Below are 22,085 nucleotides of genomic sequence, written 5' to 3'. Positions count from 1 at the left end.
CACAGTGACCAAGGCAACCGCCGCGATCGTCGGCTCGGGCAATATCGGGACCGACCTGATGTACAAGCTGCTCCGCTCCGACCGCGTCCAGCCGCGCTGGATGATCGGCATTGATTCGGACAGCCCCGGGCTGAAGCGGGCGGAGTCCGCCGGCCTGATCGCCTCGGCCGAGGGGGTCGAGTGGCTGCTCGCCCAGGCCGAACGGCCCGACATCGTCTTCGAGGCGACCTCGGCGTACGTCCACCGGGAGAACGCGCCCAGGTATCAGGCGCTCGGCATCCCGGCTGTGGACCTGACCCCGGCCGCGATCGGGCCGGCGGTGGTCCCCGCAGTCAACCTCGGGGCCCACCTCGACGTGCCCAACGTCAGCCTGATCACCTGTGGCGGGCAGGCGACGATTCCGATCGTGCACGCCGTCTCCCGGGTGACCGAGGTGGCCTACGCGGAGATCGTCGCCAGCGTGGCCTCTCCGTCGGCGGGCCCCGGGACCCGGGCCAACATCGACGAGTTCACTCGCACCACCTCGCGGGGCATCGAGACGATCGGTGGTGCGCGGAAGGGCAAGGCCATCATCATCCTCAACCCGGCCGAGCCGCCGATGCTCATGCAGGACACGGTGTTCTGCTCGATCCCGCTCGACGCCGACCAGGACGCGATCACGGCCTCGATCAGGGATGTGGTCGGCACCGTGGCATCGTATGTGCCCGGCTACCGGCTGCGCGCCGAACCGCAGTTCGACGACCCCACGCCGATGAGCGGCGGGCTCGCCCGGGTCGCCGTGTTCATCGAGGTCGAGGGCGCGGGCGACTTCCTTCCGCCGTACTCCGGGAACCTCGACATCATGACCGCCGCCGCCGCCAAGGTCGGCGAAGGCTTCGCGCAGCGCATTCTCGCTGAGCGCTCCTAGCCACAGGGAGATCGATCCATGTCCTACAGCTCCGACCTCGATATCCGGATCACCGACTCGTCGCTGCGCGACGGCTCGCACGCCAAGCAGCACCAGTTCACGCCTCAGCACGTCCGGTCCATCGTCGCCGCGCTCGACGACGCGGGCGTGCCGGTGATCGAGGTCACTCACGGCGACGGGCTCGGCGGGTCGTCGTTCAACTACGGCTTCAGCCACACCCCGGAGCAGGAGCTGATCAAGGCCGCGGTGGCGACGGCGAAGCGGGCGAAGATCGCGTTCCTGATGCTGCCCGGCCTCGGGCTCCAGGACGACATCCGCGAGTCCGCCGACAACGGCGCGAGCATCTGCCGAATCGCCACCCACTGCACCGAGGCGGACATCTCCATCCAGCACTTCGGTCTCGCCAGGAAGCTCGGCCTGGAGACGGTCGGGTTCCTGATGATGGCGCACAGCCGCCCGCCCGAGGTCCTCGCCCGGCAGGGACGGATCATGGCCGACGCGGGATGTCAGTGCGTGTACGTGGTCGACTCGGCCGGCGCGCTGATCATGGAGGAGACCGGTGACCGGATCGCCGCGCTCGTGGCCGAGCTCGGATCCGACGCCCAGGTCGGTTTCCACGGCCATGAGAACCTCGGCCTCGGCGTGGCCAATTCGGTCATCGCCGTGCGGGCGGGAGCCCTCCAGATCGACGGCTCGACTCGGAGGTTCGGCGCCGGTGCCGGCAACACGCCCGTCGAGGGGTTCGCCGCGGTCACCGAGAAGCTCGGCATCCGCACCGGCATCGACACCCTGAAGATCATCGATGCCGCCGAGGACGTCGTCCGCCCGGTCATGGACGGAGAGTGCCTGCTCGACCGGCTGTCGCTCACCATGGGGTACGCCGGTGTCTACTCCAGCTTCCTGAAGCACGCCGACCGCCAGGCGAGGAAGTACGGCGTGTCGGGCGCCGAGATCCTCATCGAGGCCGGGCGCCGTAAGCTCGTCGGCGGACAGGAGGACCAGCTCATCGAGATCGCGGTCGCCCTCGCGGCGGGGAGATGAGGACCGGCTCGGCACCCCGGTGTGAACGGCACGGGTCAGGCGAACGCGACTCTCCCGTGTCTCCCGCGGGCGACGAGGTCCTGGACGCGGTCCGCGCGCTGCTGCCGGAGATCGGGGAGCGGGCCGGCTGGGCCGACGTGAACCGGCGGGTGCCCGAGGAGACGATACGGGAGCTCATCCGGACGGGGGTCTTCCGGATGCTGCAGCCCAGGAGGTACGGCGGCGCCGAGAGCGACCCCGTGAGGTTCTTCAAGGTCGTCCGGGAGATCTCCGAGGTCTGTGGATCCACAGGCTGGGTGGTCTCCGTGCTCGGCGTCCACCCGTGGCAGCTCGCCCTGTTCGACGAGGCCGCGCAGGACGAGGTCTGGGGGGAGACCCCGGACGTGCTCGTGTCCTCGTCGTACGCTCCCGTGGGGCGGCTCACCCCGGTCGAGGGCGGATACGAGCTCTCCGGCCGGTGGCGCTTCTCCTCCGGTTGCGACCACTCGTCGTGGGCACTGGTCGGAGGCCTGGTGGTGGAGAAGCAGGGCAGGCCGGTGGACTTCATGACCCTCCTCGTCCCCCGCGCCGACTACGTGATCGAGGATGTCTGGGACGTCATGGGACTGCGCGGCACGGCCAGCAACGACATCATCGTGGAGCGGGTGTTCGTGCCCGAGCACCGCGCCGTGCGCAACTACGAGCAGGCACAACTGCGCGGTCCCGGCCAGAAGGTGAACACCGGCCCGCTCTACCGGATGCCGTTCGCGACCGTCTTCACCAACGCGATCACCGCTCCCGTCGTCGGCATGGCGGCCGGTTGCTACCGGGCCTACGTCACCGCGATGCGGGAGCGGGTACGGCTGAGCCTGGGCGGCGGCCGGTTCGCCGAGGACCAGTTCGCCCAGGTCGCTGTGGCCCGGGCCGCTTCGGAGATCGACGCGGCGGTGCTGCAGACGGACCACAACGTGCGCGAGGTGTACAAGTACGCCGTCCGGGGCGAACGAATTCCGATGGAGCTGCGGCTGCGCGTCCGCAGGGACCAGGTCCGTGCCACCCAGCGGGCGCTGGAGGCGATCGACATCCTCTTCAAGACCGCCGGGGGGAACTCGCTCGGCCGGGGCAACCCCATCGAGCGGGCCTGGCGGGACGCGCACGCGGGCAGCGTGCATGTCGCCAACGACGTCGAGCGCGCCCTGGCGATGTACGGCAAGGGCGAGTTCGGCCTGACCGTCGAGGACAACCTGGTCTGACGCCACCCGGTCCCGCCGCCCGTCCCGGGGGGCCGGGACGGGCGGGTGGAACGGCCACAGGCCCGGCACGCGATGCGCCGGGCCTGTGGCGTGGACGGGTTCGGCCTATGCGGCCGGGCGGTCCGCCCGGCGGCGGAAGACGACGGCCCGGCCGGTCGCGCACCGAGGGTTCACCGCGCCTCCCGCATGTCGTCGCCGCTCCAGTACGCCCTCATGCTGGTGATCCGCTGGTCTTCGTCAAAGGTCATCACGTCGATCGGCTCGATCTCGAACGTCCGGTCGCCCCGCTCGATCCGCACCCGGAAGTGGAAGGCGGCGCTGTCGCCGGCGACGCGTACGGTCAGCAACTCCGTGCTTCGGCGCGCGCCCTTGAGCGTCGAGTAGAACTCGCGGATCGCGGCGCGCCCACGGCGCGGCTCGCTGCCTACCGGGTCCTCCAGCGTCCCGTCCTCCGCGTAGCAGGACGCCAGGTCGTCCGCGGTCCCGTTCGCCACGGCGTCCAGGTAACGGACGACGGCGTCGTTGATCTTCCAGGCGCTCATCGGTCCCCCGTCCGGAGCCGGGTGGCGGCGCGGTAGCCGAAGACCATCCCGGAGCCGAGCGGGACCCCGGGGGCCGGGTAGACGTGCCCGGCCACCGAGGCGGCCGAGTTGCCGGCGGCGTACAGGCCGGGGATCGCGTCTCCGTCCTCGCCGAGCACCTGCCCGTCCTCCCCGATCCGCGCGCCGCCCTTGGTGCCGAGGTCGCCGAGCACGACCTGCACCGCGTGGAACGGGGCCCGTTCGATCGGGACAAGGGCGGGGTTCGGGCCGTCACCGGTCACAAAGAACCGGTCGTAGGGGTCCTCGCCCCGGTGGAAGTCCGTGTCCACGCCGGAGGCGGCGAACCCGTTGAACCGGGTGACGGTCCTGCCCAGCACGTCGGCGGGCACGCCGATCCGCCCGGCGAGAGCGGTGAGCGTGTCGGCGGTGCGCCACAGACCGGCCGCCTGGAACGCCTCGGGATCGGGCGCGGGCTGGCACATCCCCGGTACGTTGGCGAAGCGCCCGTCGAAGATCCACCACACGGGCAGGTGCGACACACCGGTGGCGTGTCCCGCGCGGATCTCGTGGCCCATCCGGTCGTACGGCAGCGACTCGTTGGCGAACCGCTCGCCCGCGGCGTTCACGAAGACGCCTCCGCGCAGGCCGAGGGTGAAGACGGCGTGGCCGTTGGGGAACAGCACGGCCGGGCACCACCACGACTCGTCGGTCAGGTCCGTCGCGGCGCCCACCGCCTGGAGCGCGGCGAGCGCGTCCCCGGTGTTCGACCCGGGCGCGGCCGACGACCAGTCCGCGCCGGGCAGGCCCTGTAGCTCGCGCCGCAACTCCGCGTTGCGCTCGAACCCGCCGGCGGCCACGATCACGCCGCGTCCGGCGCGGATCATCAGCGTGCGGCCCTCGTGCTCGGCCTCCAGGCCGACGACCAGTGACCGCATCCGGGTGCCGGTCCGCAGGGTGGCGTTCCCGGTGCCGTCCAGGGCGAGCAGCAGCCTGCCGATGAGGGCCTGACCCCCGGTCAGCGTCTCCCGGTCCTGCGGCACGCCGAACTGGTCGATCGAGATCGGCGGGCGCACCTGGTCGAGCCTGGCGCCCAGCTCGGTCGCCGGCAGCGGCTTGGGGCGGATTCCCCGGCCGCCGGGCGCGCGCCCCGGGGCCGCGAAGTAGTCCGGGAACGGCAGGTACTCGAACTCCAGCGCCGGGTCGCGGTCCAGGAACTCCACCAGCTCGGGCGCTGTCGAGACGTACGCCTCCTGCAGCGCGGACGGCGTGCGGTCGCCGACGACGGTCCGGAAGTACTCCAGCCCCCGCTCCACACTGTCCTCGACGCCCGCCTGGCGCAGGATGTGGTTGCCCGGTAGCCACAGGCCCGACCCGGAGTAGGCGCTGGTGCCGCCGAAGTACTCGGTCCTCTCCAGCACCAGGGTGTGCAATCCGCCCGCCGCCGCCGTGTAGGCCGCCGTCAGCGCGGCGCCCCCGGATCCCACGACGACGACGTCTGCCGTCTCATCCCACTGAACTGGCACTGATCTCCTCCAGATCGCTCGTGATGGCGGGCGGTTCCGCGGCCGTGCGGCCGGTGGCCCGTCCGAGGGCCACGACCCCGGTCTGCCGGCCATGTGGCTGCTGTGCCGGCCGCATCGTCGCTTCCGTCCGCGTTGGCCCGCCGGAACCCGGGGGCGTGGTCTTCCGGGTAACCGGACCGTAATCAACGGCCTCGCCGCACTCCCGGGCCGATCCCGCTCAGCAGGACGCGCGAGGTGGGACCGGGGTGGGGATCCGGCCGGCGGCGCGAACGAACCGCCGATCACCGGTTCCGACCGGCCCGCCGGGTACGGGCGTCGCCATGCGGATGAGACGTGTGTTACCGCCTTCTCACCATTGGGTCCCGCTCATTGGGATGCCCGACGTGACCTGCGTCACCGGGCGCTTAGCGTCTGCGCCAGTGCACGACGCCGAGGTCCGTGGCCACGCCGAGATTCATCGAAGTATCACGTTTTTCTGGAGGCCTGACGATGAGTACGACAGATACGACGGAGGAGACGGGCGGGTGGACCCCACGGCTCGTTCTCTCCATGGTGACGATGGTCATGATCCTGGAGGGGACCGCGCTGGGGTACAGCCTCGTGACGACCGCGCTGCCGGCGATCACCACCCACTTCAAGACGGACCAGGGAGGCTGGCTTCTCACCGGCTTCATCCTCTCCGGGGCCATCCTCTGCGCGCTGGTGGGGAAGCTGGCCGACATCCACGGTAAGCGGCGGATGATGATCATCTGTCTGCTGGTGAGCACGGTCGGCTCGGTCGTCGCGACCGTGGCGCCGAACTTCGGCGTGCTCGTCGCGGGCCGGATGCTGCAGGGCACCGTGCTGCCCACGATGTTCCTGAGCTACTCGCTGATGCGCGATGTGTACCCTCGGCGGATCCTGCCGCTGGCCAGTGCGGTCGCGATGACCGGCACCGGGGTCTTCTCCATCGGCGTGCCGTTCCTCATCGGGTGGCTGCTCGACAACTGGGGCTTCCGCGGGCTGTTCGCCTTCGACGTGCTGTGGATGGCCATCCTCACGCCGCTGCTGCTGCTGACCACCCCGGAGACGCGGCGCCGGGTCTCCTCGCGGGTCGACTTCCTGGGCGCCGGCATGCTGGGCTTCGGCCTGGGCGTCCTGCTCCTGGGGATCAGCTCGGGAAACAGGTGGGGCTGGGGCTCGGTCGCCACGCTGGGCACGATCACGGTCGGCCTGCTGCTTCTGGTCGGGTTCGTCAGGCGGTCGTTGAGCTTCGCCCATCCGATCGTCGACCTGCGGATCTTCACCCGCCGGCCGATCCTGCTCGCCGCGGTGACGGCCGCCACCGCGTACGGGGCGACCGCCATCACCGGTTCGATCCTTCCGATGATCGGCATGACGCCGGGCGTCGCCAAGCTCGGTTACGGCCTGGGGATGACCGCGTCGGAGTACGCGATGATCACCGCACCCCAGTCGGTGGCCATGGTGGTCATGGGCGTCGTCGTCGGCAAGCTGCTCAACCGTGTGGGCGGCGCGACCATGATGAGGATCGGTCTGCTGCTCCTGCTGCTGGGCGGCCTCCAGCTCGCCTTCAACCACGGCAGCTACCCGCTGGTCCTCATCGCCGCCCTGCTGGTGGGCGCCGGGACGGGCCTGGCCTACGGCTCGGTCCCCGGCCTGGTCATCGCCGGCTCCCCGGCCGACAAGCAGGGCTCCATCGCCGGGATGGTGCAGGTGAGCTACAGCGGCTTCGCCAGCACCGCGCCGGTCATCCTGTTCGTCATCATGGGGGAGCTCGCCATGCGCACCCCGGACGGCAGGGTCCTGTACCCCGAGAACGCCATCAACGCGGGCGGGGTGTTCCTGGTGGGCCTGGTGACCGTCGGGCTGCTCCTCGCCTCAACGGTCCTGCGGATCCGCAAGCAGGACGCGATGATCGGCCAGGACTCCGATCCGCTGCTCGATCCGCCTGTGGCCGTGGCGGCGGGCCCGGACAGCGGACGCTGACCGCCGGGCGGTCCAGGGACAGCCGCTCCATCGGCCTTCGGGTCGGTGGAGCGGCTGCTCTCTTCTCACCGGTCTCTTCTCACCGCCGTGGCGGTGCGAAGGGGGCGCTGCAGGAGGAACAGGACGAGGGCGACCAGTGTCGTGGTAGCGCCGGCGGCGGTGAACGCGTCGTAGTGGCCGCGCGGTACGAACGCGGCGCCGACGGGAACCGTCATGACGATGCCGAACACCGCGCTGCTCACCGACATGCCGATGGCGCGGGCCAGCGAGTTGAGCCCGTTCGCGACGCCGATGTTCGCCTCCGGTGTGACCTGAAGGATCAGTGCGGGCAGGTTCGCCAGGACCATGGAGTTGCCGGCCGAGACAACGGCGATGACGCAGACGAGCACCCACAGCGATCCGTGCCCCAGCGGGATCTGGGCCGCGAACCCGGCGGCGGAGACCGCGCAGCCCAGCGCGATCGTCACCCGTGGGGTGACGGCCGCGCTCAGCCTGGCCGACAGCGGCGCCACCACCGCCGACAGCAGCCCTCCGGGCAGCAGGCACAGACCGGTCGCCAGCACCGACAGCCCGTGCCCGTAACCGGTCGACACCGGGGCCTGGAGGCGTCCGACGATCCCGAGGAAGTTCGTGAACAGCGCGAAACCAACCAGAATCGACCCTCCGTTGATCGTAGCGGAGGAGCGGCTCACCGCCGCCCTGAGATCGATGAGCGGAGCATGGCGGCGAAGCTCCACCAGGGTCAGCAGACACCCGGACACCAGCGCCGCGAGGAAGGACGCGATGGTCAGCGCGTTCGTCCACCCCCACTCGCCGCCGCGGTCGAGCCCGACCAGCAGGGTGACGATAAAGCAGGTGAGCAGCACCGCACCCGGGAGGTCGACCCGCTGCGCGCGCTCGCGCCGGGGCGGCGCCGGGACCGCCAGCAGCAGGGCGGCCGCCGCGGCCACACCCGCGAACGCCGAGACGGCGAACAGGCCGTGGAAGCCCCACAGCCGGGAGACCAGCCCGGCGGTCGGCAGCCCGAGCGCGCCGCCGACCCCCATCATCGCGCTGACGGAGGCGATGGCGGAGGCGCGGCGCCTTGGCTCCAGGACCACCCCCACCAGGCTCATCCCGAGCGGGATCGTCGCGCTGGAGATCCCCTGGAGCGCCCGCCCTGCGATGAGGACGCCGATGTTGTCGCTCATCACGCACATCAGGGACCCGAGGATCATCGCGCCGAGCGCCACGGTCATCATCCTGCGCATCCCGAACTGGTCGCCCAGCCTGCCCAGCATCGGGTGCGATACCGCGCCTGCGATGACCGTCGCGGTGACCAGCCAGGTGGCGACGGAGGGCGTGACCCCCAGGCGGCCGGGCAGTTCGGGCAGCACCGGGACGACCAGCGTCTGGTTGAGCGTGGTCACCAGGGTCGCGAAGGCGACGACGAGGATCACCCGTAACGGGTGCTTCACCACGGTGGGGGCCGGATCCGGAGCACGTGCCGAATCCCCGCCGCCGGGCCCGGTCAAGATCTGGTGAGTGGTCATATCGGCCTACGGTCTCCTTCGTTCGCCCGGATCGGGCGATTTTCTTCGCCCGAATCGGTCGATCCCACGGTGTCGGCGCCCGGTGTGTCCCACAACTTGTCCTCCCGGCGAGCGGGACGGGCTCTCTCACCGTTCGATCTCGACGGGAGGTCGGAGACCGGAGGCCGGTGTTTCGCGGAGCGCGCCGCCATGACTTGCGAAACGAGGTCCCGGTCAGTGGGAAAGGGGCGGTGTCGCACACCGTCGGCTTCGCATGATGAGAATCCCGCGGGCAGGGAGCTTCGGCCCGGGCGCATTGGACGGCAAGGGAGACTTCATGACGTCGATACAGACCGCCGGTGATGACGAGATTCGTGTGATCGAGGCGGCCCCGCCTCCGGCGCGTTACGCACGGGGCTGGCACTGCCTGGGCCTGACGAACGAGTTCAGGGACGGCAAACCGCACAAGATCGAGGCGTTCGGCACCAAGCTGGTGGTGTTCGCCGACAGCACCGGCAAGCTGAACGTCCTCAACGCCTACTGCCCTCACATGGGCGGAGACCTCAGCCAGGGGGAGGTCAAGGGCGACGCGATCGCCTGCCCCTTCCACGACTGGCGCTGGGCGGGCAACGGCCGGTGCGCCGGCATCCCGTACGCCCGCCGGGTGCCGCCGCGGGCACGCACCAGGACGTGGCTGACCCTGGAGCGCAACGCGCAGCTGTATGTCTGGCACGACCCGCAGGGCAACCCGCCCCCGCCGGAGGTGACGATCCCGGAAATCGCCGGTGTGGACACGTCGGAGTGGACCTCCTGGACGTGGAACCGGATCAAGATCGAGGGCTCCAACTGCCGGGAGATCGTCGACAACGTGGTCGACATGGCCCACTTCTTCTACATCCACTACGCGTTCCCGACGTACTTCAAGAACGTCTTCGAAGGCCACGTCGCCGCGCAGTACATGAACAGCCGGCCCCGTCCGGATGTCCATGTCGGTACGAACTACTCCGGTGACAGGACCGACGGGCGTTCGGAGGCGGCGTACTACGGCCCGTCGTACATGATCGACTACTTGTGGCACACCGTCGCGGGGAAGACGGTCGAGTCCGTCCTGATCAACTGCCACTACCCGGTGTCGCCGACCAGCTTCGTGCTTCAGTGGGGCGCGATGGTCAAGAAGCCCCAGGGCGTCTCCGACGAGCGGTCGCAGGCGATGGCGGCGGGCTTCGCGGCGGGCGTGGAGACGGGCTTCCTGCAGGATGTGAAGATCTGGAAGAACAAGGCCAAGATCGACAATCCGCTGCTCTGCGAGGAGGACGGCCCGGTCTACCAGCTGCGCCGCTGGTACGAGCAGTTCTACGTCGACGTCGAGGACGTTGCCCCGGAGATGACCCGGCGGTTCGAGTTCGAGATCGACACCGAGCGGGCCAACACGTTCTGGGGGAAAGAGGTCGAAGACAACATCGCCAACGGCCGGACCATCGGCGTCGCCCCGGCTTCGGCCTAGCACGGCCCGGCCGGCCCGGCCCGCCGGCCGGCCGGCCAGGACCGGTGGTGGCGCCTCCGCGACGAGGCACCACCACCGTCGAGCACGTTCGTGATCACAATCGAGGAGATGTTCCGTGCGCCCCGTGTCCTGCAGCAGCTGCGGCTCGTGCGTCCTGGTCAAGAAGAACAGCCTGGCCCACACACTCGTTCAGTGGACCACCGACACCGAGCAGTGCGTCGAGCTGATCCGGGGTGTCGACCGGGGTGTCGTGCCGACCTGCACGCGACTGCGCGACAGCATTGAAGACGCCGTCCGCCTCGGAGCCGTCCCGGTTCCCGACCTCTGAGACGGCTGACGAGGGCGCCCCCGCCGCACCCTCTCGTGTAGTCCCGGCCAGCGGGATGTGCCGTGGACTCGGTGGTCGAAAGCGACTTAGCGTCAGCGAACCGCCGCGGAAACGGCGGGTCGCGACTCTCTCAGATCAAGTCCGGAGGTGCCTTGATGGCGCATGAAGTTGTTTCCCGAGTAGAGGAGATCGCCGGTCGGCTGGCCGCGGTCGCGGACGAGACCGAGCGCCTGGGCAAGCTGTCCGATGAGAGCGTGAAGCTGATCCGCGAGACCGGAGTGATGCGGCTGCTGCAGCCGACCGATTTCGGTGGATACGCGGCGCATCCCCGGGACTTCGCCGAGGCGGTGATGGCGGTGGCGAACGCGTGCGGCTCAACGGGCTGGGTGTGCGGGGTCGGTGGAGTGCACCCGTGGGAGATGGCGTTGTGCGACCGCCGGCTGCAGGAGGAGGTGTGGGGCTCCGATCCGAACACGTGGATCGCCTCGCCGTACATGCCCAGCGGGGTGGCGACGCCGACCGACGGCGGGTACATCCTCAAGGGCCACTGGCAGTTCTCCTCGGGCACCGATCACTGCGACTGGATCTTCCTCGGCGCGCTGCTCGGAGACGCCGAGGGCAAGCCGGTGCAGCCCATGAAGGGAATGCACGTGGTGCTGCCCCGATCCGACTACACGATCATCGAGGACTCCTGGGACGTCATCGGGCTGCGCGGGACCGGGAGCAAGGACATCGTCGTCGACGGCGCGTTCATCCCCGCCTACCGGACGATCGACGCCGCGGAGGTCGCCGAGGGCGAGGTCGCGGCCGAGCGGGCCGGCCGGACCGAGACGGTGTACCGGCTGCCGTTCTGGTCGATGTTCCCCCTGGGCATCACCGCCGCGGTGATCGGCATCTGCGAGGGCATGCTCACCACGCACCTGGACTACCAGCGGGACCGGGTGACGGCCTCCGGCGCGAAGGTGAAGGACGACCCGTACACGCTGTACGCGATCTCCGAGGCCGCGTCCGACATCCAGTCCGCGCGGCTGCAACTGCTCGACGGCATCAGCCGGCTCTACGACCTCGCCGACTCCGGAAAGCCGATCACCTTCGCGGATCGGGCCGTGGTCCGGCGCAACCAGGTTCGCTGCGCGTGGCGGGCGGTGTCGGCGGTCGATGAGATCTTCGCGCGGTCCGGCGGCAACGCGGTGCGCCGCAACAACCCGATGCAGCGGTTCTGGCGCGACGCGCACGTCGGGTTGCAGCACGCCATCCACATTCCCGGCAACACCTACCACGCGACGGCACTGACCCAGATGGGTGTCGAGCCGCAGGGCGCGCTGCGCGCGCTGATCTGATTCCCGCGCCGGACGATCTCGGCCAACACTTCAACCGATTCAGGAGAGACGGGTATGACCGACATCAGCGCGCTGGGTTACGTGCGTGTCCGGACCACGGACCTGGACGCCTGGCGCACGTTCGCCCTTGACACGATCGGATTCGCCGAAGGCACCGGGCCGGAATCCGACGCCCTGTACCTGCGCATGGACGAGCGGCACGCCCGCATCGTGCTGCTGCCCGGCGAGGAGGACCGGGTGGAGGCCGTCGGGTGGGAGGTCCGTGACCATCTGGCGCTGCGGCGCGTGCAGTCGGCCGTCGAGGCGGCCGGGATCGCGATCAAGCCGCTGTCGCTGGAGGACGCCGACGCCCGCCGGGTCGAGGCGGGGATCGCCTTCCAGAGCCCGGGCGGGACTCCACTGGAGGTCTTCCACGGTCCCGCTCTGGACCACAGCCCGATCGCGACGAAGTTCGGCAACCGCTTCGTCGCAGGAAGGCTCGGCATGGGCCACGTGGTGGTGCCGGTGAGCGATCTGGAGGGCGACCACCGGTTCTACGCCGAAACCCTCGGCTTCCTGTCCCGCGGGGCGTTCCGCCTCCAGAGGTCGTCCGAGTACGGCCCGATTCGGCTGCGGTTCATGGGGGTCAACGCCCGGCACCACAGCCTGGCGATCCTGCCGACCCCCAACCTCAAGGCGCCGGCGCTGGTGCACATCATGGTCGAGTGCGAAACCCTCGACGAGGTCGGCCGCGCCCTCGACCGCGTCATGGCGGGCGGCTACCACCTCTCCTCGACGCTGGGCCGCCACACCAACGACAAAATGGTCTCCTTCTACGTGCGCACCCCCGGCCGCTGGGACCTTGAGGTCGGCTGCGAGGGCATGCTCGTCGACGAGACCTCCTACACCGCCGAGGAGATCACCGCCGACAGCTACTGGGGTCACAAGTGGGACTGGACCTGATCACGTGCCCGTCCGGCGGGCGCGGACCCTGGTAGGGATCCGAACCGCCTCGGAAGCGTCGTCAGCTTGATCCGGACCTCGTTTTTCCGAGACATGTCCGGCGGCTGCGGCCCGTGCCCGGCCCTGACACGGCGACGGCCCTGACACGGCGACGGGCGCGCCCCCCAAGGGGGACGCGCCCGTCGTGGCTTTCAGCGCCGGCCGATGTGACTACCAGTCGCCGCCGCCGAAGTCACCACCGCCACCGAAGTCGCCTCCACCGCCGAAGTCCCCCCAGCCGCCGCCACCGAAGTCGCCTCCACCGCCGAAGTCGGCCCCGCCGCCACCGTCGGCCATGCCCTGCTCGTATCCGGCGCCGTAGCCGCCGTGGCCCCAGCCGCCGCTCAGCACGCTGCCCATCATCGTGCCGACCAGCATCGCGCTCATGACGTCGCCGAAACCGCCGTAGTAGCCGTAGGCGTACGGCTGGTAGGCCGGGCCCGCGTCGTAGTAGGGGCGGGAGTGGCCGTCGACCATGACCTGACGGGTCTGCGGCTCGAAGCCGCGCTCCACGGCCTCGGCGTCGGCCGCGCAGGCGGGCACGTCGCGCACCGCGCCCCCGGGCGGAGCCCAGCGGACGTCGCGGACCGAGGGGCCGTGCTGCGGGTTGAAGAAGCACGGCGAGCGCCGCTGGGGAATCGGCTGGTTGTTCACCCGGGCCTTCACACAGGCCAGGGCGTAACGCCCCTCCTCCAGCGCCGTGGTCACGCCGCGGAGCTCGTCGGGGCGCTTGACCGCCGTCAGCTCCGTCTTGGCCCGCTCGTAGGAGTCGAGGGCGCGCTGCCAGTCCTGCTGGTGGTCGGCGCCGTCGCCCAGCAGCTTGACGTCGGTGTCCAGGTCGGTGATCTCCTCACCGAACGTGGTGACGTCCTCGTCCACGGTCTGCTTGACCGCGGCCAGGTCGGCCGCCTCGCGCGCCTCGCGCTCCTTCTTCTTCTTGCGGGAGTAGAAGAAGATGCCCAGGCCGCCGGCGAGGGCCAGCACCAGGATGCCGATCAGCACACCTCCGCCGCCACCGGAGGAGGAGCTGGAACCGGAGTTGGAGCCGAGGCCGGCGCCGGTGCCCGCGTCATCCGCCAGCTTGACGAAGTTGATCACGTTGTCGGTCGGGCTCTGACTCGTCTTGGCGCGGCCGAGAAGCTCGTCGATGTCGACGCCCTTGATGTTGGACGTGCCGAGCGGGATCGTGCCGTTCATGACCAGGATGGTGGACTTGCCGCCCACGTCCTTGCGGATCGAGGTGAGCAGGGTCTTCGCCTGGGACTCGCTGGTGACCGAACCCTTGGGCAGCAGCGCCAGGTAGACCGACGAGGTCTGCTCGACGGCGCCGCGCATGGCGTCGACGGCGTTGCCGGGCAGGTTGGCCGCGGGATCGGCGTAGAAGCGATCCCCGTCCTTCAGCCCGGCGGAGATCGTGCTGGGATCGGGCGCCGCGGCGTTGGCCGCCGGCGCGATCATGAAGATGGCCAGCAGCCCGGCGAGCAACGCGATGAACGCGGCACCGAACCGACCCGGCACGGATTTTGTGGTGGTCACGGCAGAAAGCCTCCTTCGTCCTGAGAGACGAGTGAGTGGACGTCAGAGTTCCCTCCTTGACCGTATCCGGTCCTGATCCGGGCCCGGTACCGACTCCGTTGTCCCGGCGCTCCGGCACCCTCGCAGGTTCCGGGCACACCGTACGACCGGGACATCTCGCCCCGATGGCATGCCGCGAGACGGCCGCGACCGGTCGGCGCCGCTTGGGCGGCCCCGGATTTACGGCGTGACCGAAATGTCGCCGTCCGGTGACACCTACCGGTGGCCTGCGGGCGGACGGCGGGTCAGTCGTCCTTGATGTCGCAGATGGCCTCGCCGGCGGTGACGATCTGCCCGACCGCGGCGGTCAGCCCGGCCACGGTGCCGGCCTTGTGCGCGGTCAGCGGCTGCTCCATCTTCATCGCCTCCAGCACCACGACGGTGTCCCCGGCCGCGACCACGTCCCCGTCGGCGGCCGTCACCTTCACGATGGTGCCCTGCATCGGACTGACCAGGCCGTCGCCACCGGCCACGGCGCGGCCGGCCGAGCCCCGGCGCCCCGGCCGTTCCCTGCGTCCCGCACCGGACGCGCCGGACCCCGCGCCCCCGGCGGCGCCGGTGGGGGCGAAGCCGGACGGCAGCACCACCTCCAGGCGTTTGCCGCCCACCTCCACCGTCACCCGCTGCCGCTCGGCCGTGTCACCCGGCTGGGCGTGCGGCCCCGCGTACGGGGCGATCGCCCCGGTGAACTCGGTCTCGATCCACCGGGTGTGCACCGCGAACGGCTCGGCGGTGAAGGCCGGGTCGTCGACCACCGCGCGGTGGAAGTCCAGCACGGTGGCCATGCCCTCCACGGTGAACTCCGCCAGCGCCCGCCGGGCCCGCTGGAGCGCCTGGGAACGGGTGGCGCCGGTGACGATCAGTTTGGCCACCAGCGAGTCGAAGGCGTCCGGTACGGTCATCCCGGCCGCGTAGCCGGCGTCCACCCGCACGCCGGGGCCGCCCGGCAGGGTCATCGCCGCGATCGTGCCCGGCGCGGGCAGGAACCCCCGGCCGGCGTCCTCGGCGTTGATCCGGAACTCGATGGAGTGCCCGCGCAGCGGCGGGTCGTCGTAGCCCAGGGGTTCGCCGGCGGCGATGCGGAGCATCTCGCGCACCAGGTCCAGGCCGGAGGTCTCCTCGCTGACCGGGTGCTCGACCTGCAGCCGGGTGTTGACCTCCAGGAAGGAGATGGTGCCGTCCCGGCCGACGAGGAACTCACAGGTCCCGGCCCCCACATAGCCCGCCTGGCGCAGGATGGCCTTGGAGGAGTCGTACAGCAGCCGTTCCTGCTCCGGGGTGAGGAACGGCGCCGGGGCCTCCTCGACGAGTTTCTGGTGGCGGCGCTGCAGGGAGCAGTCGCGGGTGCCGACCACAACCACCTGGCCGTGCGCGTCGGCCAGGCACTGGGTCTCCACGTGGCGGGGCCGGTCGAGGTAGCGTTCGACGAAGCACTCGCCCCGGCCGAAGGCGCCCACCGCCTCGCGTACCGCGCTGTCGTACAGCTCGGGGATCTCCTCCAGGGTGCGGGCGACCTTGAGACCGCGTCCGCCGCCGCCGTAGGCGGCCTTGATCGCGATCGGCAGGCCGTGCTCACGGGCGAAGTCGACGACCTCCTGGGCCCCGCCGACCGGTTCGGCGGTGCCGGCCACCAGGGGGGCGCCGACCCGCTGGGCGATGTGGCGGGCCTGGACCTTGTCGCCCAGCGCGGTGATCGCCGCGGGCGGCGGCCCGATCCAGGTCAGGCCGGCGTCGATGACCGCCTGGGCGAAGGCGGCGTTCTCGGCGAGGAATCCGTAGCCGGGGTGGACGGCGTCGGCGCCGCTGTCGGCGGCCACCCGCAGCAGTTTGCCGATGGACAGGTAGGTGTCGGCGGGGGTGTGACCGTTCAGCGCGTGGGCCTCGTCGGCGACCTGAACGTGCAGCGCGTCCAGGTCCTGGTCGGAGTAGACCGCGACGCCGGTCAGTCCGGCGTCCTTGCAGGCGCGGGCGATCCGGACGGCGATCTCGCCACGGTTGGCGATCAGGACCTTCTGCACCGGCTTCGTTCCCTTCATCACGCGAACTGGGGGCTGGTGGACCTCCAACGGAGTGTAAGCGTCCTCTCATCCCAGGAAAGCGGGGGGTCCGCCTGTCCGCCACAGTGGCCTCTCATACCCCTATAACCCCATGTGTCATGGAAATTCAGCGAAAGAAGAGTGTTAGTGGGTCGGTAGGTGTGGGAAGATCCATAGCCGCTCGGCATAATCCGGGTGTCCCTGTAATGCACTCGCCTATCGTGATTTCGTTTGGTGAGCCCCCCGACACCGATCCCGAAGGAGACTGGCATGAGCCAGAACTTGCTCGGCGGCAATCCCGCGGAAATGCAGCAGATGGCCACCCAGTTCACCCAGCAGGCGGACCAGGTGAGGGCCACCATGGCCGCCTTGGACCGGGAGGCCGCCAAGGTCGGCACCGCCTGGACCGGTCCCGGCGCCCAGCGCTTCACCGAGGCGTGGCAGAACTACCGCGCCGCCTTCCAGCGCATGTCCGAGGAGCTCGCGGAGGCGTCCCGGGTCATCAACACCTACCGGGGCAACATCGAGTCCGCCACGCGCTGACCCCGGCAGACCTCGTTCGCCACGGCGCCGTTCCGGCATTCCGCCCGGAGCGGCGCTGCGGCGTTTCCCCTTTTCATGAAAAGCGGGGAAAAGGCGGTTATCCCCCTAGAAGGGGGCACTCCGGCGCCGGTTCTCCGCCCGAGGTCGTCCGGCGCCGTGGCCGGGGACGCTCAGGGGCGTCCCGGCTTCCGGGGTCATCCCGGCAGTGCCGTCTGGACGGCCGTCACCGCGCCCAGCGTGACCAGCAGGCCCCGCCCGGGCGGGCCGCCGACCGCGCCTCGGGGGAGCCGGATGGTGAACAGGTCGCCGTCGGCGGGGCTCTGGACCGACAGCAGCAGGCCGGTGCGAGCCTTGCGGGCCTCGGCCACGAAGCCCCGGTAGGCGGTGGTCAGGTCCCCGGTGGTGCCGCCGACGATGAGGCCGTGCTCGCTGTCACGGCCGGTGCGCAGCACCTGCTCCAGGGCCATGCCGAGCGGTGAGTCGGCGGAGACCAGCTCGGCGTCGTCGACGATCACCACGTAGCGCTCCTGCCCGGCCACCGCCCCCTCCAGGTCGCCCCCGGCGTCGAGCACGGCCAGCACCCCCGGAGCGTCCACCAGCGTGCTGAGCGGGCTGCGGCGGGGGGTGACCAGGACCACCGGCGTACCGCGCGACAGCAGGGAGCGGGCGGCGGTCATCAGCGCCGATGAGCGGCCGGATCTGGACGGCCCCGCCACGACGGCGCCGGGGCCGTGCGCGAGCAGGTCGACGCCGAGTGGGGCCAGCGAGTCGCCTCCGACGCCGAGCAGCGCCCACAGGGGCGAGGAGGGCTCGGAGAACGGCGCCAGCTCCAGCGCCTGGGAGGCGGTGATCCGCGTCGGCAGGAGGTCCACCCGCAGCGGCGGCTCAGAGGGCCAGACCCACCCGCCGGACTCCGTCCCGGCACCCCCGGGCCCTCCGGGAGCCCCGGCCACCTCGGTGACTCCGGGAGCCCCGGCACCTCCGGCGGCCCCGGCGGCTCCGAGAGCCCCGGAAGCCCCGGCGCCCCCGGCCCCCGGAGGGCCTCCGGTGACCCCGGGGAAGCGGGCCGGCACCGAACGGGCGAACGCCTGGAGCGCGGCGACCTGGGCGGGCCCTGAGGGGTCGTCGCAGAGCAGCGCGAGCTGGCTCTCGGTGACGCCGTGCTCGCCCGGGGAGAGCGCGCGGCCGGGGCCGAGCGAGGCCGGCAGGTCCTTGACGGGCAGCCCGGCCAGGCCGTAGTCGGCGGAGTCGGCCAGCCGGAGGATCAGCCGGTCGTCGAAGACCGTCGAGATCTGCCCGATCAGCGCCGACCGGTCGCCGGTCACCACGGCGTGGAGCCCGACCGCCGGTCCCTCCCGCAGCAGCTGCATCATCGACTCGATCAGCCGCCCGTAGTCGTAGCCCTCGAACGCCGCGACGAACCCCTCCCACCGGTCGAGCATCAGCACCATCCAGGGCAGCCGAGGCTCCCCCCGGGCGGCGCGCAGTTCGGCCAGCGACGCGTATCCGGCCTCGGCGAGAAGCTGCTGGCGCCGCCCGACCTCGGCGCGCAGGCGGGTCAGCAGCCGTTCCACCCGGTCGAGCTGGTCGCGCGTCACCACCGCCCCGCAGTGGGGCAGCGCCACCAGCGGCAGCAGCGCCCCCGAGCCGCAGTCGATCGCGTGCACGTGCACGTCCTCCGGGGACGACCCCGCCGCGATCGCCCCCGCCAGCGTGCGCAGCGCGGTGGACCGGCCGCTCCTGGAGGCACCCGCCAGGAGCAGGTGCCCGCCGTGCGCGAGGTCCAGCGCCAGCGCCCGGCGGTCCTGCGCCCACGGCAGGTCGGTCACCCCGAAAACCAGCGGCGGCACCTCGTCGACCCCCGCCCGGTACGGCGACGCGTCACCGGAGAGCCCGGGAGGCCCGGCGAACCCGGCCAGCTCGGGGGCGACCACGAGGTCGTCGAGCGGTGGGAGCCAGGGGCTGGGCTGCCTCGGGACCGCGGCGACGCGGGCCGCCTCGACCAGGGCGTCGACGAGCGTGGACAGGTCGGTGACCACAGAGCCCTCGGCGACCTGCTCGGCGGCGGACAGCGGCTGCCCCAGGGACCGCCAGCCCACCTCGTTCACCCGTACCCTGACGTCGCTCGAACCGCCCGGGGCGCGCCCGCCGATCCTCGCGGCCTGCACGGCCGTCGCCCCGCCGGCTCCGGACTTCACGTAGCACCGGCCGGGGGTGGACTTGGAGATGTGCGCGGCGTCCGGCCGGTCGATGACGTCGGCGGACTCGGCGGCCTCGGTGACCCGCAGCGCGATCCGCAGCGAGGTGTTGGCCTGGATGTCGGCGGTCACCACGCCGCCGGGCCGCTGGGTGGCCAGGATGAGGTGGATGCCGAGCGAGCGGCCCCGCCTGGCGATGTCCACCAGCCCGGTCATGAAGTCGGGCAGCTCGCTGACCATGGCGGCGAACTCGTCGATGACCAGCACCAGCCGGGGGAGCGCGGCCAGGGGCTCGGCCCGCCCGCGCAGCTGCCTGACCGACGTGCCGCCCCCGGCGACGAGCAGGTCGCGGGAGGCGCGGGCCCGCTGCGCGTCGCGTAGTTCGTGGTAGTCCTCGATGTCCTTGGCCCCGGCGGCCAGCAGCAGGCGCTCCCGCCGGCGGATCTCGGCGGCCAGGGAGGCCAGGGCCCGCTGGGTCAGGTGGCCGTCCAGGTCGCTGACCATGCCGACCGTGTGCGGGAGCCGTACGCACTCCTTGAAGGCGGCCCCGCCCTTGTAGTCGATCAGCACGAACGTCATCTCGTCGGGCCGGTTGGCCACGGCGAGCGAGCAGATCAGGGTCTGCAGGAGCTCCGACTTCCCGGCCCCCGTGGTGCCCGCGATGAGCGCGTGCGGCCCGTCCACCCGCAGGTCGACGGAGAACGGCCCGTCGGGGCCGACGCCGATCACCGCCTTGGTGGTCCGGCCCCAGCGCTCGGCGAGGGCCTGGCCCGACACCGAGGGGAGCCTCAGCTCGTCCAGGAGCCGCGCGGCGCCGGGCAGGGCCGGCCCGGCGTCGTCGCGGCTGACGTCGCGGACCGGGGCCAGGGAGCGGGCGAGCCGGTCGCACCAGGAGGCCGAGACCTGGTCGGCCAGGATCTCGCCGAGACCGTCCAGGCCGCCGCCGCGCAGCCGTACGGTGCCGTCGGCCGCCACGTCGACGACGGTGGCGCACTCCTCGGGCAGCAGCCGCTGGTCGTCGTCGACGGCCAGGGTGTAGACGCCGGCCCGGGGGCCCTGGCGGAGGACCTGCGGCATGCCGGGCAGCGCGCGCAGGACCTGGGCGCCGTCCAGGACGACCAGCACGTCGTAGGGGCGTTCGTCGTAGACCGGGGCGGACTCCGCCTGGCCCGGGGCGCCGCCCAGGTCGCCCCAGCCGGCCGGGACGCGGCTGAGCCTGGCGGCCGGGCCGTCCTCCTCGCCGAGGCGTTCGTCGATCAGCGTGGTCAGCTCGCTCACCCGGCGGGCCGCGGCCTCCGGGTCGGCGCCGACCAGCGCCACGCAGTCCTCGCCGCCGTGCGGGGCGCAGTGCGGCAGCCAGCGGACCCAGTTCCAGCGTTCGTCCCCGTCGCGGTGGACCGACAGCACCACGATCGCCAGGTCGCGGGGGCTGTGCAGGGCGGCGGCCTGGCCGACCAGCCACCGGGCGGGCCCGGCGGTGGCCTGTCTCGGCCCGGTCAGGCCGGCGACGCCCAGGCGGCGCATGGCCAGGGCCACCGGCACCGCGTGACAGCTCGGCGGGTCGGGCAGCGCGGTGTCGGCGGGGGCGGTCCGCTCGGCGGCGAACTCCAGATCCGCGGGGAGGTCGGCGAGGCCCACCCGGAGCCGGAGGGCGTCCGCGTCGTGGTCGCGGCGCTCCCAGAGCCGCCGCCGGGGACCGGTCGCGGTGAGCAGCACCTCGGCGGGGTCGGGCGCGGCGGCGCGGCGTTCGGCCTCGTCGGTGGCGCGGGCGCGCTCCACGTCCGCCTCGAAGACCTTCAGCCGCTCCCGGTACTCCTTCATCCGCAGCCGGTACTGCTTGCGGCCGTGCCGCCTGTCGCTCCACCACTGGCCGACCATGATCAGCGGTGTCATCAGCGCCATCAGCAGGAAGTACCAGATGTGGAACGCCCAGGCCATGATCACCCCGAGCGCGGCCGGCAGGAACGCGGTCAGCAGCTGGAGCCGCATGGTCTCGGCGCGTTTGGGCTCGGCGGGGACCTCGAACCGGCGCCGGCTCGCCGGCGGCCGGAGCCTGGGCGGCCGGTTGTAGGCCAGGCCGCCGTCGGGCTGGGCGTCCAGGTGCGCGTCGGGCGGCTCCACGGCCTTGAGGGTCAGCACGGTCGTGCCGCAGGTCAGCACGGCGTGCTCGGGCCACGGCGCCGGGCCGTCCAGCGGCTCGCGGTCCAGCGTGGGCACGGCTCCCGCTCCCACGGCTCCCGCCACCGGTTCCACGGTGATGACCTCGGGGGTGAGCCGTACCACGGCGGCCTCGCCGGGCAGTCGAGGGTCGGCGACGGCCACCGCGCAGGCCGGGTCGGATCCGACGGTGTGAACGCCCAGGCTGAGGCGGTGCACGGATCCGGCGGCCGGTCCGCCGATCACCCGGATCTCCACGATGCCACCGGGCTCCTCGGTGACCGTGGCCGTGGCCAGGTCGCGGTCGAGGGTGACGAGGTCGCCGTCGCGGAGCAGGCCGAGCGCGGGCGCCGAGGGGTCCAGGGGGCGGCCGTCCAGCCAGAGGGTGGCCGGCTCGGCGTCCGAGGCGTCGTCTCCCAGCCCGTAGGGGGCCTTGCTGCGGGTCAGCCGCACCACGTTGCTCGGCCGTTCACCGGCCTGTCCGGCGAGTGAGTCGGCGAGCCGTGCCACCGTGGTCGTCTCGTCGCCCTCGACCACGACGTCGCGGTCGGCGTGCCGGCTGAGCACGGTGAGCATGAGCCGCATCGTTGTTCTCCTCGGGTCGGAGCTCCGGTCCACCGTACAGAGTGATAACCGGCTCGTAGGAGCGGTTTGCGGCAATGCCGTGGGGCGTGGCGTGGT

Annotated in this window: 15 protein-coding genes; 9 read left to right on the top strand and 6 right to left on the bottom strand. The window is 71.6% G+C overall.

Annotation, left to right across the window (positions count from 1 at the left end):
- The first annotated feature begins 4 nt into the window (after positions 1 to 4).
- From ACWEF2_RS05230 to hsaA, 3 genes are read left to right on the top strand one after another with little or no spacing between them, the layout of a single operon-like run.
- Entirely contained in the window at positions 5 to 907 is a 903-nt protein-coding gene (locus ACWEF2_RS05230) for an acetaldehyde dehydrogenase (acetylating) (protein ID WP_453812097.1), read from the top strand.
- An 18-nt stretch (positions 908 to 925) separates the two neighbouring features.
- Entirely contained in the window at positions 926 to 1,948 is a 1,023-nt protein-coding gene (gene dmpG, locus ACWEF2_RS05225; RefSeq protein ID WP_453812095.1) for a 4-hydroxy-2-oxovalerate aldolase, read from the top strand.
- Positions 1,949 to 2,004: 56 nt separating this feature from the next.
- A complete protein-coding gene (gene hsaA / locus ACWEF2_RS05220; protein WP_453812093.1) occupies positions 2,005 to 3,180 on the top strand; it encodes a 3-hydroxy-9,10-secoandrosta-1,3,5(10)-triene-9,17-dione monooxygenase oxygenase subunit in 1,176 nt (391 codons plus the stop codon).
- Between the two features lie 170 nt (positions 3,181 to 3,350).
- Here the strand turns inward: hsaA and ACWEF2_RS05215 are convergent, their stop codons facing one another.
- On the bottom strand, positions 3,351 to 3,722 hold the full coding sequence (locus ACWEF2_RS05215) for a nuclear transport factor 2 family protein (protein ID WP_453812091.1): 372 nt from the start codon (positions 3,720 to 3,722) through the stop codon (positions 3,351 to 3,353).
- Entirely contained in the window at positions 3,719 to 5,245 is a 1,527-nt protein-coding gene (locus ACWEF2_RS05210; protein WP_453812089.1) for an FAD-dependent oxidoreductase, read from the bottom strand. Before ACWEF2_RS05210 ends, ACWEF2_RS05215 begins: the two co-directional genes overlap by 4 nt.
- Positions 5,246 to 5,734: 489 nt before the next feature.
- Here ACWEF2_RS05210 and ACWEF2_RS05205 point away from each other — a divergent pair, with 489 nt between their 5' ends.
- Positions 5,735 to 7,231, top strand: coding sequence for an MFS transporter (locus ACWEF2_RS05205; protein ID WP_453812087.1), 1,497 nt, complete (start codon positions 5,735 to 5,737; stop codon positions 7,229 to 7,231).
- Positions 7,232 to 7,296: 65 nt separating this feature from the next.
- Here the strand turns inward: ACWEF2_RS05205 and ACWEF2_RS05200 are convergent, their stop codons facing one another.
- The gene (locus ACWEF2_RS05200; RefSeq protein WP_453812085.1) at positions 7,297 to 8,763 is read right to left on the bottom strand and encodes an MFS transporter; all 1,467 of its coding nucleotides are present in this window, start codon (positions 8,761 to 8,763) and stop codon (positions 7,297 to 7,299) included.
- Between the two features lie 316 nt (positions 8,764 to 9,079).
- On the opposite strand from ACWEF2_RS05200, the gene ACWEF2_RS05195 reads away from it, so the two are divergent.
- The 4 genes from ACWEF2_RS05195 to ACWEF2_RS05180 all read left to right on the top strand — a co-directional run bounded on the left by ACWEF2_RS05195 (position 9,080) and on the right by ACWEF2_RS05180 (position 12,856).
- A complete protein-coding gene (locus tag ACWEF2_RS05195) occupies positions 9,080 to 10,246 on the top strand; it encodes a Rieske 2Fe-2S domain-containing protein (RefSeq protein WP_453812083.1) in 1,167 nt (388 codons plus the stop codon).
- Between the two features lie 115 nt (positions 10,247 to 10,361).
- The gene (locus tag ACWEF2_RS05190) at positions 10,362 to 10,574 is read left to right on the top strand and encodes a hypothetical protein (RefSeq protein ID WP_453812081.1); all 213 of its coding nucleotides are present in this window, start codon (positions 10,362 to 10,364) and stop codon (positions 10,572 to 10,574) included.
- Between the two features lie 155 nt (positions 10,575 to 10,729).
- Positions 10,730 to 11,914, top strand: a complete 1,185-nt coding sequence (locus tag ACWEF2_RS05185) for an acyl-CoA dehydrogenase family protein (protein ID WP_453812079.1) — start codon at positions 10,730 to 10,732, stop codon at positions 11,912 to 11,914.
- Positions 11,915 to 11,968: 54 nt separating this feature from the next.
- Positions 11,969 to 12,856 (top strand): VOC family protein, encoded by an 888-nt coding sequence (locus ACWEF2_RS05180; RefSeq protein WP_453812078.1) that lies wholly within the window; start codon positions 11,969 to 11,971, stop codon positions 12,854 to 12,856.
- Between the two features lie 210 nt (positions 12,857 to 13,066).
- Here the strand turns inward: ACWEF2_RS05180 and ACWEF2_RS05175 are convergent, their stop codons facing one another.
- Entirely contained in the window at positions 13,067 to 14,431 is a 1,365-nt protein-coding gene (locus ACWEF2_RS05175) for a hypothetical protein (RefSeq protein ID WP_453812076.1), read from the bottom strand.
- A gap of 284 nt (positions 14,432 to 14,715) precedes the next feature.
- Entirely contained in the window at positions 14,716 to 16,488 is a 1,773-nt protein-coding gene (locus ACWEF2_RS05170; RefSeq protein WP_453812427.1) for an acetyl/propionyl/methylcrotonyl-CoA carboxylase subunit alpha, read from the bottom strand.
- Positions 16,489 to 16,776: 288 nt separating this feature from the next.
- Between ACWEF2_RS05170 and ACWEF2_RS05165 the strand changes: the two genes are divergently transcribed.
- The gene (locus ACWEF2_RS05165) at positions 16,777 to 17,049 is read left to right on the top strand and encodes a WXG100 family type VII secretion target (protein ID WP_184755698.1); all 273 of its coding nucleotides are present in this window, start codon (positions 16,777 to 16,779) and stop codon (positions 17,047 to 17,049) included.
- A gap of 194 nt (positions 17,050 to 17,243) precedes the next feature.
- Here ACWEF2_RS05165 and ACWEF2_RS05160 read toward each other — a convergent pair whose 3' ends face one another.
- On the bottom strand, positions 17,244 to 21,989 hold the full coding sequence (locus tag ACWEF2_RS05160; protein WP_453812074.1) for an FtsK/SpoIIIE domain-containing protein: 4,746 nt from the start codon (positions 21,987 to 21,989) through the stop codon (positions 17,244 to 17,246).
- Positions 21,990 to 22,085: the final 96 nt, after the last annotated feature.

Source organism: Streptosporangium sp. NPDC004631 (assembly GCF_053601935.1).
The sequence above is the reverse complement of the archived record's forward strand: the minus strand, read 5'-3'. Positions and strand labels throughout refer to the sequence as shown.